This is a genomic window from Aminobacter carboxidus (assembly GCF_014863355.1).
In the GTDB taxonomy this organism is placed as follows: Bacteria; Pseudomonadota; Alphaproteobacteria; order Rhizobiales; family Rhizobiaceae; genus Aminobacter; species Aminobacter carboxidus.
Window position 1 is genome coordinate 246,827 of the sequence record NZ_JACZEP010000006.1, and the last position, 14,275, is coordinate 261,101.

A 14,275-nucleotide genomic window follows, 5' to 3' on the forward strand; every position below is an offset into this window, starting at 1 on the left:
AAGCGCGCCGCTACGCGATGTCGCAGGCCGCGCGCGGCTGCCCGCCTCGCTCCGGACAGGCCCCTCGACAAATCAACGGCTTGGCTGTTCCGCCCGGCCACAAACTGGACAAAAGTAGTTTAGAATCATTCCAAACTATTGATCCCGCTCGTCTTTTTGGCCGAAATTGCGTTGACTTTTGATGCCACTCCGCTTTTATGAAGACGTGCTTTACAGCGCCTGTCTTTGATGTCTGGGCCTTTAACCCTTTCGATTGGAGCTATTCGGGTGCCTGCCTTCGTCGAACCGCGCCATGGTGCGGGTGCTTGCAGCATGGTCGCGCTGCGCCCTGTCAGGGCCTCGAACCACGCGCATGTCCGAAGCGGGATGACCCTTGAGCTTTCATTCGAGTCCATGCCGCCGCTGCAGCAAAATGTTGCCGGCACACGATTTTTCGGCGCTTGTCTACGCCACTTGGTTCACTGAGGAGAGACCATGCCTGCATCCATCTCGCGCAACCGTCACTACGGCAGGCTCGCCGCCATTGCCGCGACGACAGCGCTGACCGCTGCGATCTTCGTACTGCCGGCAAAGGCCGCGACCGACGCCAAGGCGGTTCTCACCACCTATTCCGACATAGCACTCGCCAAGTACGAAGACTCGCTGACATCAGCCAAGGCGCTCGACGTTGCCATCGAGGCGCTGATCGCCAAGCCGTCGGATGAGACACTGAAGGCGGCGCGCGAGGCCTGGAAGGCAGCCCGCATCCCCTACCAGCAGACCGAAGTCTACCGTTTCGGCAATGCGATCGTCGACGACTGGGAAGGCCGCGTGAACGCATGGCCGCTCGACGAAGGCCTGATCGACTATGTCGACAAGAGCTACGGCACCGAATCCGACGAGAACAAGCTCTACACCGCCAATGTGATCGCCAATCCGTCGATCGAGATCAACGGCCAGAAGGTCGACGCCTCGAAGATCACGCCCGAGTTCCTCTCCGGCACGCTGCAGGAAGCCGGCGATATCGAGGCCAACGTGGCCAGCGGCTACCATGCCATCGAATTCCTGCTCTGGGGCCAGGATCTCAACGGCACCGCAGCAGGCGCTGGCAACCGCCCCTTCACCGATTATGACACCACCAACTGCACCGGCGGCAATTGCGACCGTCGCGGCCAGTATCTCAATGCGGCATCCGACCTGCTCGTCGCCGATCTCGAAGAGATGGTCGGCAACTGGAAGGCAGACGGTGCGGCCCGCAAGGCGCTGCTCGACGGCGACGCCAAGGCCGGCATCGCCACCATCCTGACCGGCATGGGCTCGCTGTCCTACGGCGAACTGGCCGGCGAGCGCATGAAGCTCGGCCTTCTGCTGCACGATCCGGAAGAGGAGCATGACTGCTTCTCCGACAACACCCACATCTCGCACCTCTACGACGCCGTCGGCATCCGCAACGCCTATCACGGCAGCTACAAGCGCATCGACGGCTCGACCGTCGAGGGCCCTTCGGTCTCCGACATGGTCAAGGAAGCGGACGCTGCCCTCGACACCGAGCTTTCGGGCAAGCTGGACACCACCGTCACCAAGATGGAAGCGATCCAGGCGCGCGCGGTTGGCGGCGAGGCCTATGACCAGCAGATCGGCGAAGGCAATACCGAGGGCAACGCCACGGTGCAGGCCGCCATCGACGCCCTGGTCGACCAGACCAAGTCGATCGAGCGCGCTGTCGCCGCCCTCAAGCTCGACGCCATCGCCTTTGAAGGCTCGGACAGCCTGGATTCGCCAGACAAGGTCTTCCAGTGAGGACCTACGACGCCTAAATTTCTCTAGCCAAACGGCGCGCCAAGGGAGCGCGCCGTCAGCCACGGTCATTCGAAATCATGCTCATCTGCCATTGCAATCTCATCACCCAGAAGGAGATCGAAGACACAATCGTCGAACTTTTGGACAGGGACCCGTGGACACTGATCGTGCCCGCGAAGGTTTATCATACGCTGCAAAAACGAGGTCGTTGTTGCGGCTGCTTCCCAAATGTGGTCGAAACGATAATTCGGGTCACCGAAGCTTATCACGCTCGTTCTGAAGCGGGCGAGATGGACATCGTTTCACACCTGGACCGCGTCAGAGAGTTGCGCGTTCAATTTGGGAGCAAGGCCAATGAAGGGCGAAAAACAGGTCATCGAGCGGCTTAACGAAGCGCTTTTCCTCGAACTCGGCGCCGTCAACCAGTATTGGGTGCACTTCCGCCTGCTTGAGGATTGGGGCTACGGCAAGCTCGCCAAGAAAGAGCGTGCGGAATCGATCGAGGAGATGCACCACGCCGACAAGCTGGTGGCGCGCATTATCTTCCTCGAAGGCCACCCTAACCTGCAGTCGGTGTCGCCGCTGCGCATCGGCCAGAACGTCAAGGAAGTGCTCGAGAGCGATCTCGCCGGCGAGTATGACGCCCGCACCTCCTACAAAAAATCGCGGGACATCTGCTCCCAGCATGGCGACTACGTATCGATGAAGCTCTTCGAGGAGCTGCTCGCCGACGAGGAAGGTCACATCGACTTCCTTGAGACGCAGTTGCAGTTGCTCGCCGAGATCGGCGAAGAGAAGTACGGCCAGCTCAACGCCGAGACAGCTGACAAGGCCGAATAGGACATGCCGGAATGCGGCGCACTTTTCTGACCACGCGCCGCGCTGATACCGGCAAGTTTCCCAACAGCCCCTTGCAACCACCGCGAAGCGCGAAAGCGCTTCGCGCATTGCTGTTGACCACTCTGGTCCTTGGCCTGCCGTCGACGGCGGCCATTTCGGGCGAGCCCACGGGCCTTGCCACCGAACGCACCGACCTGATCCCCAAGGACAAGGCGCGCGTCGAAAAGATCGTCAAGCCGACCACCGACTTCAGCAAGCCCGAGCAGTTCGAGCGCATGCAGGGCGGCGCGGGAACGTCGGAAAAGCGCGTCAACCAGGATGCGTTCTCGCATTCGTCCGCCAACATCACCTTCGAGGAAGAAGGCACCTTCAAGCTCGGCAACGGCATGTTCCGCAAGCTGTGGGTGTCGTCGCCGTCCTCGACCCAGGCGTCCGACGGGCTCGGGCCGCTGTTCAACGCCCGCGCCTGCCAGAGCTGCCACCTCAAGGATGGCCGCGGCCATCCGCCGGAAGGCAACAGCGATGCCACCTCGATGTTTCTCAGGCTTGCCCGCACGGCGGAGAGCACAGAGGAAAGGGCGGCGATCGCCGACCGCAAGGTGCTGAACTTCCCCGATCCGACCTATGGCGGCCAGTTCCAGGACCTTGCCGTGCCCGGGCTCAAGGGCGAAGGCCGGATGGTCATCTCCTACCAGCAGTTTCCGGTCCAGCTTTCCGACGCCAAGACGGCGCTGCGCTGGCCGATCTATTCGGTGACCGATCTCGGCTATGGCCCGATGGACCCGAACACAACCTTGTCGCCACGCGTCACGCCGCCGATGATCGGCCTTGGGCTCGTCGAGCAGATCCACCCCGCCGACATCCTTGCCAATGCCGACCCCGACGACAGGGACGGCGACGGCATATCGGGCAAGCCGTCCATCGTGCGCGACCACAAATCAGGCGAACTGACGCTGGGCCGCTTCGGCTGGAAGGCCTCGGCGCCGTCGATCCGCCAGCAGTCGGCCGATGCCTTTGCCGGCGACATCGGCATTTCGACACCTGATGTGCCCAAGCACTGGGGCGATTGCACCGAGGCGCAGGCGGCTTGCAGGGAAATGCCCAACGGCGTGCAGGAACGGCTCGGACCGAGCGAAGCCCCCGATCCGATCATGGATCTTGTCACCTTCTACTCGCAAAACCTCGCCGTGCCGGCACGGCGCGACATCGACAACCCGCAAGTTCTGCGCGGCAAGCAGATGTTCTACGAGGCCGGCTGCGCCTCCTGCCACATGCCGAAATTCGTCACCCGCCGCGATGCGCCGAACAAGGCGCAGAAATTCCAGCTGATCTGGCCCTATTCCGATTTCCTGCTGCACGACATGGGCGATGAGCTCGGCGACGGCCAGCAGGTCGGCGACGCCACCGGCAACGAATGGCGCACGCCGCCGCTGTGGGGCATCGGCCTGACCAAGACGGTCAACGGCCATACATTCTTCCTGCATGATGGCCGCGCCCGTAACCTGAGCGAGGCGATCCTCTGGCACGGTGGCGAAGGCCAGAAGTCTCGCGACCGTTTCGCTGCGCTGCCTGCGCAAGACCGCGATGCCCTGATCAAATTCCTGGAGTCGCTCTGATGACTGGACGTTCTCTGGCCACTGCCCTGACCCTTTGCCTGTTGCTGCCCTCGACCGCCGGCCACGCCAGTGAGGCTTCGGACAAGGTGATTGCCGCCGCCATCGACGGCTTCATCCGCCCGGCCTATGGCCGGCTGGTCGAAACGACAGCCGACCTCGGTAAGTCGATGGCTACGCTTTGCGCGACGCCATCGCCCGACAATCTTGCTGCAGCGCGCGCAGCATTCTCCCGGACGACCGCAACATGGTCGGAGGTCGAGATCATCCGCTTCGGACCTGTCACCGAGCAGAACCGGCTCGAGCGCCTGCTGTTCTGGCCTGACCGCAAGGGTACCGGGCTGAAACAGGTGCAGGCCGCCCTCGCCGACCAGGATGCCACCGCCACCGACGCCGCCAGGCTGGGCCAGAAAAGCGTTGCCATGCAAGGTCTCGGCGCGCTGGAATTCGTGCTGTTCGGCACCGGCGCCGACGAGCTTGCCGGCACCTCGGCCGCCTATCGCTGCACCTATGGCAAGGCGATATCGGGCAACATCTCCAGCATCGCTGCCGACGTCGATGCCGCCTGGCGCGACGACAACGGCTTTGCCAGCCAGTGGAAGAACCCCGGCGCTGCCAACCCGCTCTACCGCGACGACAACGAGGCCCTGACCGAACTGCTCGAAGTCTATGTCAACGGGTTGGAGCTGGTGCGCGCCGTGCGCGTCAACGGCTTCCTCGGCAAGGATGCCGCGTCCGATAAGCCCAAGCAGGCGCTCTATTGGCGCTCGCAAGGCACGGCGGCATCGCTTGCCGGCAATATATCAGGCATGGAGGCGCTTTTCGTCGCTTCGAAATTCGGCGAACTGGTGACGGCCGACGAACGCTGGGTGGCGGACTCGATCGGCTTCGAGTTCACCAATGCGCTGGCTGCAGCGGCCGCTGTCACCGGGCCGATCGATGCAGCGCTTTCCGACCAAGCCAAGCGCGAAAAACTCGGCTATTTCGCGCTGGTGACGTCGAGCCTGTCGGAGCAGTTCGGCACCAGGCTGTCGGGTGCGCTCGGCCTGACCGCCGGCTTCTCGTCGCTCGACGGCGACTGAGCACTTCGGCCAAGCCGGCGAAGGAGACGACCATGCTCAATTCCTGCAAGCGGACGCCGCTGTTTGACCGCCGCGATTTCCTCAAGGCGGCCGGTGCGACCTTCCTGTTGTCGCTGACCCCGGTCAAGCGCGCGCTGGCACTCGACACCGACGCCATGTTCGCCACGGCTTACCAGGCACGCTCGGGTGAATATGGCGTGGCCATCCTGTCGGAGGCAGGCAAGATCCTGCACAGCGTGACGCTGCCGGAGCGCGGCCATGACGTCACCTTCGATCCTGTTTCGCGCAGGTCGGTGGTCTTCGCACGCCAGCCCGGCACCTTCATGCTGGTCTTCGACCACACCGGCAAGGACGCGCCGCTGACCATTCCGAGCATCGCCGGCCGCCATTATTACGGCCATGGCGTGTTCTCGCCCGACGGCACGCTGCTCTACGTGACCGAGAACGACTTCGACAACGCCACCGGTATGGTCGGTGTCTACGATGCCCGCGACGGCTTCCGCCGCCTCGGCGAGTTCCCGACCCATGGCGTCGGCCCGCATGAACTGATCCTGCTCGGCGACGGACGCACGCTCGCCATCTGCAATGGCGGCATCGAGACCCATCCGGATTTCGGCCGCGCCAAGCTCAACATTTCGACCATGAAGCCATCCTTCGTGCTCGTCGACCGCATTTCAGGCGATCTGCTGGAAAAACATGAACTGCCTGAAAAGCTTCACCAATTGTCGATCCGACATATGGACATCGACGCTGAGGGCACGGTCTGGTTCGGCTGCCAGCACGAAGGTCCGGCGACGGAAAGGCCGCTGCTGGTCGGCCGCGCGGCGCGCGGCGAAGAACTCGCCATGCTGGAGATGCCAGAAGACATTCTCGGCGGCTTCCGCAACTATATCGGCTCGGTAGCGGCCAACCGCGACGCCGGCCTTGTCGCGGTATCATCGCCGCAAGGCAATGCCTGGGCGATGATCGAAGCGAAGACCGGCAAGGTGGTTGCGAAAAACGATCTCGTCGAGGTTTGCGGCCTGGCGCCCGACCGCGATGGTTTCCTGGCAACCACGGGTGCCGGCCTCCTCGTCGAACCCGACGGCAAGCAGACCGACGATCCCGAGCATGTCTGGGACAACCATGTGCTGCGCTTCGATCCGCAAAATACGTAAGTCATTACTTACCTAAATAAGCCCCGACACATCCGAAAACGCGACCGCCTTGCGCAGCACGGCAAGGAAGCGTTCGCCGGCAATGTCTGCCGAACCGCTGTTGTCGATGGCGATGTAGCCGGGACCGCTGAGATCGTGCGGGGCGGTACGTGCCAACCGCGCCAGCACTTCGCCGCGCGATTCACGGCCACGCGCGGCAAGCCGCTCGGCCAGGATTTCAGGCGATGCGGTGATTTCGACGACCGCGACATTGGCGTAGCGCTGGCGCAGCGCCGGGATGACCCCCCGCGAGGTGTTGGCGACGACAACGTGGCCGACCGAAATCGCATCATCGACGGAAGCAGGGATGCCGTAGCGCAGGCCGTGTGCCTCCCATGACAGCGCGAAGGCGCCCGATGCTTCGGCCTCGATGAAGGCGGCGTCGGCCAGCGTGTCGTGATCCTCGGTGGCGCCGTCGCTGTGGCGGGTGATGACACGGCGGGCGAATTCGACGTGATCGTCGTCGGTCAGGCGCTCGCGGACATAGGCAATCAGCGTGTCCTTGCCGGCACCGCTGGGTCCGACGACGGCGACGAACACGCCGTTGCGGACGGGCGAGCCTACCCGGGTCAATTCACGCTCGATCAAAGCTGAAACCATCATGCGACGTCATTTCCTCCATGTCCGCGCATCGGCCCGAAAATCACTTTCGATTTTCGGAAAGCACGATGCGCCACTTCAAGCCTAGAGCGTCCTTTGTGCGTCCCCGGACGCACGGCGCTCTAGTGCCCCGCCCTGGCAGCGCCGGCCCCTTGTCTGGTGGCTCGACACATTGAACATCTCCAGTGCCGGCCTGTCACGCTCCATGGCTTGGACCACGGGCGGGCGGCGGCACTGCGATGCCATTAGGCGATTTGCATGACGGAATGACGAAACGGAAATGGCGGAGCGGCAATGCGCCCCGCCATGCAGGATCAGGCGACGATGTCGCGGACCTGATAGTCCTTGATCGCGGCAAAGCGGATCATCTTCCAGCGCTCGGCCTCGTAGTTGAGCGAGAACTCGTGCTGGGCGAGGAACACCGGATCGTTGTCGAGATCGCGGGCGATGTCGCCGCGATGGCTTTCGATGAAGCGGTGCAGGTCGGCCTTGTCGTCTGCCTCGATCCAGCGGCAGATCGAAAAGCGCGCCATCTCGAAATCGACCGGCAGCGTGTATTCGACCGACAGCCGCTCTTTGAGCACGTCGATCTGCAGCGCGCCGACGACGCCGACGATGGCCGGCGAGCCGTCCTCGGGCTGGAACAGCTGGACCACGCCCTCCTCTGCCATCTGATGCAGGGCTTCCTTGAGCTTCTTGGCCTTCATCGCGTCGCCGAGACGGACGCGGCGCAAAATTTCCGGCGCGAAGTTGGGCACGCCGCGGAACAGGATGTCTTCGCCCTCGGTCAGCGTGTCGCCGATGCGCAGCGTGCCGTGGTTGGGGATGCCGACGACGTCGCCGGCATAGGCCTCGTCGGCGGTGATGCGCGAGCGGGCGAAGAAGAACTGCGGCGCCGACAGGCTCATCTGCTTGCCGGTGCGCACCAGCTTGGCCTTCATGCCGCGCTTGAGCTCGCCCGAGCAGACGCGGACGAAGGCGATGCGGTCGCGGTGATTGGGGTCCATGTTGGCCTGGATCTTGAAGACGAACGACGTCATCTTCTCTTCCGTCGCCTCGACCTTGCGCGTGTCGGCCTCCTGGGCGCGGGGTGCGGGGCCAAAGTCGCCAAGTGCTTCGATCAGGTCGCGGACGCCGAAATTGCGCAGCGCCGAACCGAAATAGACCGGCGTCAGATGGCCTTCACGGAAGGCCTGCAGGTCGAATGGGCGGCAGGCCTCGCGGGCGAGTTCCAGTTCCTCGATGAAGGCCGGGCGCTCATTGTCGGGCAACAGGCCGGCGGCGCGGTTGGAATCGGGGCCATGCACCGCCGTGCGCTCGGCCTCGGCGTCGCCACGGCGCACCGCGTTCTGGGCGAGATGGTAGGTGCCGGAGAAGGTCTTGCCCTGGCCGATCGGCCAGGTGATCGGCGCGGTGTCGAGCGCCAGCTTCTCTTCGATCTCGTCGAGGATTTCGAAGGTGTTGCGCGCCTCGCGGTCCATCTTGTTGACGAAGGTGATGATCGGAATGTCGCGCAGGCGGCAGACCTCGAACAGCTTCAGCGTGCGCGGCTCGATACCCTTGGCGGCGTCGATGACCATGACCGCGCTGTCGACCGCCGAAAGCGTGCGATAGGTGTCGTCGGCGAAGTCTTCGTGGCCGGGCGTGTCGAGCAGATTGAAGACGTTGTCGCCATACTCGAAGGTCATGACGGAAGTTACGACCGAGATGCCGCGCTCACGCTCGATCTTCATCCAGTCCGAGCGGGTCTGGATCTTGTCCTTCTTGGCCTTGACCTCGCCGGCGAGCTGGATCGCGCCACCGAACAGCAGAAGCTTTTCGGTCAGCGTGGTCTTGCCGGCGTCAGGGTGCGCGATGATCGCGAAAGTACGGCGGCGCGCCACCGCCTTTTCGATGTCTTCAGCCATCGGGGATTCCTTGTGATGGCGGGCTTCTAACAGCCGATGCCGCGCCTGTCGAGGAATTGGAACGATGCCGGGCGTTCAGGACCTCCCTCCCCTCGTGGGGAGGGATAGAAGGTGAGGGTACGCCGTAGAGCGGAGCTGTTGGCAGGTTCACCCTCCCCCACGACGGGGAGGAGACAGGTGTGAGCGTCGCTACTACCCCTTCAGCTCGAATCCGCCTTCGGCAACCGTCTCGCCATTGACGATCAGTTCGATCAGGTGATGGCCGGGATAATGCTTGCGCGTGGTGAAGTCGCGCACCGCCTGGCTGATCGAAAGCTCCTTCTGGCCGCCCGGCGCAAGGTTGATTTCCTTGAGCTTGAACACCTTCTTCGAGCTGCCGCCGCTTTTCTTGACATAGTGCACGGCATAGTCGACCACCAGCTGCTGCACGGTCTCGGCGGTCGAGGCAATGTTGGCCTTCAGCGTGATGCGGCCGCCGAGCAGGATCGCCGCCGGCTGGATCGCGAAGGTCTCGACACGCACCATCGGCTTGCCCGTCGTGCCAATCGCGCCAAGCGCGCGCGGATCGCCCTTCTTGATCATCGTGCGCAGCGCATGCTTGACGATCCAGGCGGTGTTCCTGTCTTCCATGTCCCAAGCCGAGACGCGGTCGATCACCCGGTCGGGATGATCCTTGGAAATGTCGTTGAGGTGGTTGGCCACCGACTTGCGCACATAAAGGCTCGGATCACAGCGCAGCGCCTCGAGGATCGGCGCCGTCGGCGACGGGTCCTTGATCAGCTGCTTGAGCTGGAACGACCATGGCAGCCGCGGGCGCGAACCTTCGCTGGCCAGGCGGCGCACATGCTCGTTTTCGTCGAGCGCCCAGCCACGCATCACCTGCAACGTGCCATCGAAATCCCTGGCCAGGAAATGACGGATGGCGAACTCGGCCGAACCGAAGCGGGTGAAATAGCTCAGCGCCTGCATCGACAGGTCGAAATGCCCCTTGCCGTAAAGCGCGACATATTCCGACAGAACGATTGAGGCGAAGCCGTGCTGGATTCGCGGCGCTAGCTCGTGCAGCACATCGACGGCATTCTCGAAACTGCCCGGCAGTGCGCCGTGCAGGCTGGTTGCCGTCTGGCGCAGGCGTTGCATGATGCCGAGATCGTCGAGATTGGCGGTTGCCAGCGCCATGAACTTTTCCGCATCGAAGGCAGCAGAAATGGAAGCCGTCTCTGTGGCGATGTGGCGAAGGCGCTCACGGTCGAAGATTTCCTTGAGTGCCGGGGCGGCTAGCGTCTGGTCTTCCGTCATCGATCTCGTCCTGCATGGCGCCCCCGCGCCGGCCCCCCGTGCGTCCATCCGGATGCACGGGCTTGCTGCGCAGATACGAAGCTCGCCTCCAATCTACAACCTCTCTCCTGCCAATGAGCTGTCAGGAGATTGCCGGCGGCCGCATTTGCAGGGCATTGCGCTGACGTTGACGACCGACCGTGACAGGCGGAAAATAATCCGAAAGCGCGCGCCATCTAGCGCCGTTCCAGGAGGTCGCATGACCATCCACCAGGAAGTGCACATCAAGGGTTCGCCCAAAAACATTTACGAGCTGCTGCTCGATTCCGCCCGTTTCCAGGCGATGTCAGGCGGCCGCGCAGCGCACATCTCGACGCATGAAGGCGGCGAGGTGTCGATGTTCGGCGGCGACATCGAAGCCCGCAATGTCGAGCTGGTGCCCAACCGCCGTATCGTCCAGGCATGGCGTTCGCGCGGCTGGCCAGAGGGAACCTATTCGATCGTGCGCTTCGAGTTGCAGGCCGACGGCACCGGCACCCGGCTGACCTTCGACCAGGCCGGCTACCCCCGATCGGCGCACGCAACGCTCGATGAGGGCTGGCAAAAAATGTACTGGGAGCCGATGAACCGCGCGCTGACGCATCATTGAATGATCGCCGAGCGCGCGCCTTTCAGTCGCCTGCGGCCTGGCGCGCCAGTTCGACATAGGCGGCGACATGCCGATCCTTGATGTCCGACACCGACGTCAGCTTGATGTGGCGGCGCAGCTTGCCTTGTCCCTGCAGCATGCCATGCGGATCCGGCAAGGCTGCACCTTCGCTGAATTCCAGCGTAACGTGACCGGCATATGAGAAGACGCCGCAAAACGGCGTACGCGCCGAAAACAGGATGCCGCCGTATTTGACCTCCTCGGAGATGGACGGACCGGCCTCCAGCAAGATCTCGCGCACCCGCGACACGATGGCGAAATGGTCCGGTTGGTGATCGCGCATCTCGTCGAGCAGAGCTTGGACGCGATTACCGGTCATGGCCTGCTCCTGGCGCGTAGAACTGCCTGAATTCGGCAGATGGCGCCCTGTTGGAATAGATGTAGAGCATGATGCCGTTCGGGTCCTGGATCGCGAAGCCACGATCACCCCAGGGATGATCCTCGATCGGCATGACAGGCACCAGTCCCGCCGCCGTCATCAGTCGGTGGTCGTCATCGACGTTGTCGACGCAGAAATTGTAGGTCAGCCCTGCGGTGTTGCACAAAGGCTGCTCGCCCTGCGGCTCCATGAACTGCAGCGAAAGCCCTGTCTCAAATTCAAGACTGACAAACCAGCCGCAATCGAACACCGCTCGCGCACCAAAATATCTCAAGTAGAAGTCGCGCGTCTCCGCGACCAGCTTCGTTGTGATGCAGGGAGAGGCAGTTGTCGGGCGCATCGACGGGCTCGCTGTGTAACGTGTGGGGACTGGTGGTTTCTAACTTGCGGGACGAGCGTCAATCCGGCATCGCCGAGGCGATCTCGACCAGGCAACCATTGAGATCGCGGACATAGCCGACGATCTGTCCCCAAGGCTTGTTCTCAGGTGGCTTCACCGGGCTGGCGCCCGCAGCGACCGCCTTTCGGTAGGCATCGTGAGGGTCGGGAAAGACCAATGCGAGTTCGAAGCCCGCCGCCAGGTCGCTCTTGCGGTTGGCGCGAATGGCCAGGCCGTTCGTTTCCGCCATCGCCTCGCCGGCAAAAGACAAAGTCGTGGGGCCGGTTTCCATTTCGGCGTAGAGATTGCTCTCGTGGATGAATTTGCGACGCAGGCCGAAAGCGGCTTCGTAAAACGAAACGGTCGCTTCGACGTCGGCAACGTACAGGATGGTGTAGCCAAGGCGCACTGTCATCGAAGATCTCCAGGCAAGGTGCCAGATGGACGGCCGCGCGCCAAGTTTGGCACGCAAGCAGGGGGAACCCCGTCCGGCTTATGCGCGGATCATCACGCCTCGCTCCAATTCGATCTTGAACAAATCGGACATCAGTCGAGCAAACTGACGAGGGTGACATCGGCAAGCCGTGCCGGCGAGAAGCCGCCCATGCGCCTGATGACGCGGCTCATATGCGCCTGATCCGAAAAGCCTGCCTCAAGCGCTGCCGCTGCCGGACTGAGGCGATGATCCCGCAGCAGCCGCAAGGCGCGGTGGAACTGCAGAACAGCCGCGAACGCCTTTGGCGTCAACCCCGTCGCCTTGACCACAAGGCGCTGCACGGTTCGCTCTGAAAGGCCGTGCATCTCAGCCACCTCGCTGATGCGCAGTCGTCCGCCCGATGCGTGAAAGGCGCTGATCACGCTGCGCGCCAGAGGCGCCGGCCTGAAGCGGCTGGCAGTGGCGCGCTGGCGAACGAAAGCCGTCAGTCGCGCGACGAGTTCGGTTTGGTCGCGCGCAGGCGCGCAGAGCGCCTCAAGCCCGGGGCATGCCGAAACAGCGTCCGGGCCGATCAGATTGGCGTTCGCCAGCTCCGTCGGTTCAAATCCGAGCACGCTTTCGAAACGGCCCGGTCGAATACGAACGCCGGCAAAGCCCATGCCCGGTTCGATGGCAACATCGTAGAAGCGCGTTACCGGACCGGTGATGACGACAGTCGCACTGTTGATCGGCTTTTGTCCGGCATCGAACCTGAGGATGATGTCGCAACGGCCGTCCGGCAAGACACGGTAGCTTCCGGCGCGATCGCTGACCGACGTCCACACGGCCTCGACCTCGTCACTGACGTCGGCGGCCAGGCCCAGTTCCAAGTAGCGAGCCGACAAGGTCATTTCTCGAGCCAGCTCGATCCGTTTGCGCAAAACACTCCGTTTGCGCGAAACACTCCGTTTGCTCGAAACACATGGGGTGATTGCCGTTTCAACGCGGCCAACATGTCTCAGGAGATAGCAGACTTCAGCCGGCCAGCGCCAGCTGGGCCAATGCCGGTTGGAATGGACGGACCGTCATGTCATCGCGCGTCATGGAAACGAAGCTCGACGGCGGCACCGCCTGCCAGCTCTGGCCTTCATGGTCGAAGGGCTCAGAGACGATGCAGCGCCCGGTTTCGCCGTCGCGGGTGTAGAGCGTCGGTGCATGTCCGTCAGTGGCATAACGCACGGCAAACAGGTTCTGGCCGTCGCTGAAGGCAGCCGTCAGCTTCAGCTGCGGGTCGACGCCGGCGCTGTGTGCGGCAGCAACCACACGGCCGGTCGCTCGCGTGACCGCCCCTTGCGGATCGGCCTCGAGCCCTTCCTCCAGCATCAGCAGGAAGAACAGCTCGGAATCGGTCGTGCCCTGGCGCTGCTCGTAGAGATCGTCGTTGATGCTGGCCTCGAGCCGGCGCCGGATCTTCTCGAAGCCCGAGATCTGGCCGTTATGCATGAAGCTCCAGCGGCCCGAGACGAAGGGATGGCAGTTGGCGCGGCTGGTGGCGCCGCCGGTCGATGCCCTGACATGGGCGAGAAACAGGCCGGACTTGATCTGCCGGCACAGGCTTTTCAGATTTGGGTCCGACCAGGCCGGCAGGATGTCACGATAAAGGCCCGGCTCCGGCCGCTCGCCATACCAGGCGAGACCGAAACCGTCGCCATTGGTCGGCGACTTGGCCTCCTGGGCACAGTGGCTCTGGGCGATCAGCGAATGGCATGGCGCCGTCACGATGTCTTCGAGGAAGACCTCTTCACCGATATAGGCTGCCCACCGGCACATGCGCTTCAGTGTCCCCGATTGTGCGTCCGCTCGTAGAGCCGGCGGATGATCGCGCTTGCTGTAGATTCAAACAGGAAGGGTAACAAAGCGTGAATGAGTGCCGCGCCGGCGGCGAGAAACAGCTGGCCGGCGAACCAGCCGGCAAAACGCATGTGCTCGAAATAGGTCTCGTCGACCGCCTCGGGATGAGTCGTGAACAGCTTTGCGATACGTGCGGACATGAAAACCTCCCTGGCTGATATGAGTATCGTCTCACGGGGTAGAGGTT

16 protein-coding genes are annotated in these 14,275 nt (G+C 63.1%); 7 read left to right on the forward strand and 9 right to left on the reverse strand.

Going from position 1 to position 14,275, the window contains the following annotated elements; all coding sequences use genetic code 11:
• Positions 1–474: 474 nt before the first annotated feature.
• The 6 genes from IHE39_RS19755 (at position 475) to IHE39_RS19780 (ending at position 6,471) form a co-directional block, all read left to right on the forward strand.
• Positions 475–1,779 carry an imelysin family protein gene (locus IHE39_RS19755; protein ID WP_192567678.1) on the forward strand — a complete coding sequence of 435 codons (1,305 nt, stop codon included), beginning with the start codon at positions 475–477 and terminating at the stop codon, positions 1,777–1,779.
• A 77-nt stretch (positions 1,780–1,856) separates the two neighbouring features.
• Entirely contained in the window at positions 1,857–2,168 is a 312-nt protein-coding gene (locus IHE39_RS19760) for a bacterioferritin-associated ferredoxin (RefSeq protein ID WP_184770240.1), read from the forward strand.
• Complete coding sequence (bfr, locus tag IHE39_RS19765) at positions 2,134–2,619, forward strand: bacterioferritin (protein WP_184770239.1); 486 nt, start codon at positions 2,134–2,136, stop codon at positions 2,617–2,619. The genes IHE39_RS19760 and bfr overlap by 35 nt, the downstream gene beginning before the upstream one ends.
• An 11-nt stretch (positions 2,620–2,630) precedes the next feature.
• The gene (locus IHE39_RS19770; RefSeq protein ID WP_192567679.1) at positions 2,631–4,235 is read left to right on the forward strand and encodes a di-heme oxidoreductase family protein; all 1,605 of its coding nucleotides are present in this window, start codon (positions 2,631–2,633) and stop codon (positions 4,233–4,235) included.
• Positions 4,235–5,314 carry an imelysin family protein gene (locus IHE39_RS19775; RefSeq protein ID WP_192567680.1) on the forward strand — a complete coding sequence of 360 codons (1,080 nt, stop codon included), beginning with the start codon at positions 4,235–4,237 and terminating at the stop codon, positions 5,312–5,314. Before IHE39_RS19770 ends, IHE39_RS19775 begins: the two co-directional genes overlap by 1 nt.
• A 32-nt stretch (positions 5,315–5,346) precedes the next feature.
• Positions 5,347–6,471, forward strand: coding sequence for a DUF1513 domain-containing protein (locus IHE39_RS19780; protein WP_192567681.1), 1,125 nt, complete (start codon positions 5,347–5,349; stop codon positions 6,469–6,471).
• A 12-nt stretch (positions 6,472–6,483) separates the two neighbouring features.
• Here IHE39_RS19780 and phnN read toward each other — a convergent pair whose 3' ends face one another.
• The 3 genes from phnN to IHE39_RS19795 all read right to left on the reverse strand — a co-directional run bounded on the left by phnN (position 6,484) and on the right by IHE39_RS19795 (position 10,316).
• A complete protein-coding gene (gene phnN, locus IHE39_RS19785) occupies positions 6,484–7,113 on the reverse strand; it encodes a phosphonate metabolism protein/1,5-bisphosphokinase (PRPP-forming) PhnN (RefSeq protein ID WP_192567682.1) in 630 nt (209 codons plus the stop codon).
• A 311-nt stretch (positions 7,114–7,424) separates the two neighbouring features.
• Complete coding sequence (locus tag IHE39_RS19790; protein WP_184770234.1) at positions 7,425–9,017, reverse strand: peptide chain release factor 3; 1,593 nt, start codon at positions 9,015–9,017, stop codon at positions 7,425–7,427.
• A gap of 192 nt (positions 9,018–9,209) precedes the next feature.
• Positions 9,210–10,316, reverse strand: a complete 1,107-nt coding sequence (locus IHE39_RS19795) for a DNA alkylation repair protein (RefSeq protein ID WP_192567683.1) — start codon at positions 10,314–10,316, stop codon at positions 9,210–9,212.
• Between the two features lie 238 nt (positions 10,317–10,554).
• Here IHE39_RS19795 and IHE39_RS19800 point away from each other — a divergent pair, with 238 nt between their 5' ends.
• Positions 10,555–10,944: an SRPBCC domain-containing protein gene (locus tag IHE39_RS19800; protein ID WP_192567684.1), complete on the forward strand. Its 390-nt coding sequence runs from the start codon at positions 10,555–10,557 to the stop codon at positions 10,942–10,944.
• Between the two features lie 22 nt (positions 10,945–10,966).
• Here the strand turns inward: IHE39_RS19800 and IHE39_RS19805 are convergent, their stop codons facing one another.
• The 6 genes from IHE39_RS19805 to IHE39_RS19830 form a co-directional block, all read right to left on the reverse strand.
• Complete coding sequence (locus IHE39_RS19805; protein ID WP_192567685.1) at positions 10,967–11,323, reverse strand: DUF1801 domain-containing protein; 357 nt, start codon at positions 11,321–11,323, stop codon at positions 10,967–10,969.
• Positions 11,313–11,723: a VOC family protein gene (locus IHE39_RS19810; RefSeq protein WP_192567686.1), complete on the reverse strand. Its 411-nt coding sequence runs from the start codon at positions 11,721–11,723 to the stop codon at positions 11,313–11,315. The genes IHE39_RS19805 and IHE39_RS19810 overlap by 11 nt, the downstream gene beginning before the upstream one ends.
• Positions 11,724–11,781: 58 nt before the next feature.
• Positions 11,782–12,177 carry a VOC family protein gene (locus IHE39_RS19815; RefSeq protein WP_210327626.1) on the reverse strand — a complete coding sequence of 132 codons (396 nt, stop codon included), beginning with the start codon at positions 12,175–12,177 and terminating at the stop codon, positions 11,782–11,784.
• A 131-nt stretch (positions 12,178–12,308) separates the two neighbouring features.
• Positions 12,309–13,088 carry a helix-turn-helix transcriptional regulator gene (locus IHE39_RS19820; RefSeq protein ID WP_192567687.1) on the reverse strand — a complete coding sequence of 260 codons (780 nt, stop codon included), beginning with the start codon at positions 13,086–13,088 and terminating at the stop codon, positions 12,309–12,311.
• A 124-nt stretch (positions 13,089–13,212) separates the two neighbouring features.
• Positions 13,213–14,007 carry a class II glutamine amidotransferase gene (locus IHE39_RS19825; protein ID WP_192567688.1) on the reverse strand — a complete coding sequence of 265 codons (795 nt, stop codon included), beginning with the start codon at positions 14,005–14,007 and terminating at the stop codon, positions 13,213–13,215.
• A 5-nt stretch (positions 14,008–14,012) separates the two neighbouring features.
• Complete coding sequence (locus IHE39_RS19830; RefSeq protein WP_192567689.1) at positions 14,013–14,228, reverse strand: DUF6356 family protein; 216 nt, start codon at positions 14,226–14,228, stop codon at positions 14,013–14,015.
• Between the last annotated feature and the right edge of the window lie 47 nt (positions 14,229–14,275).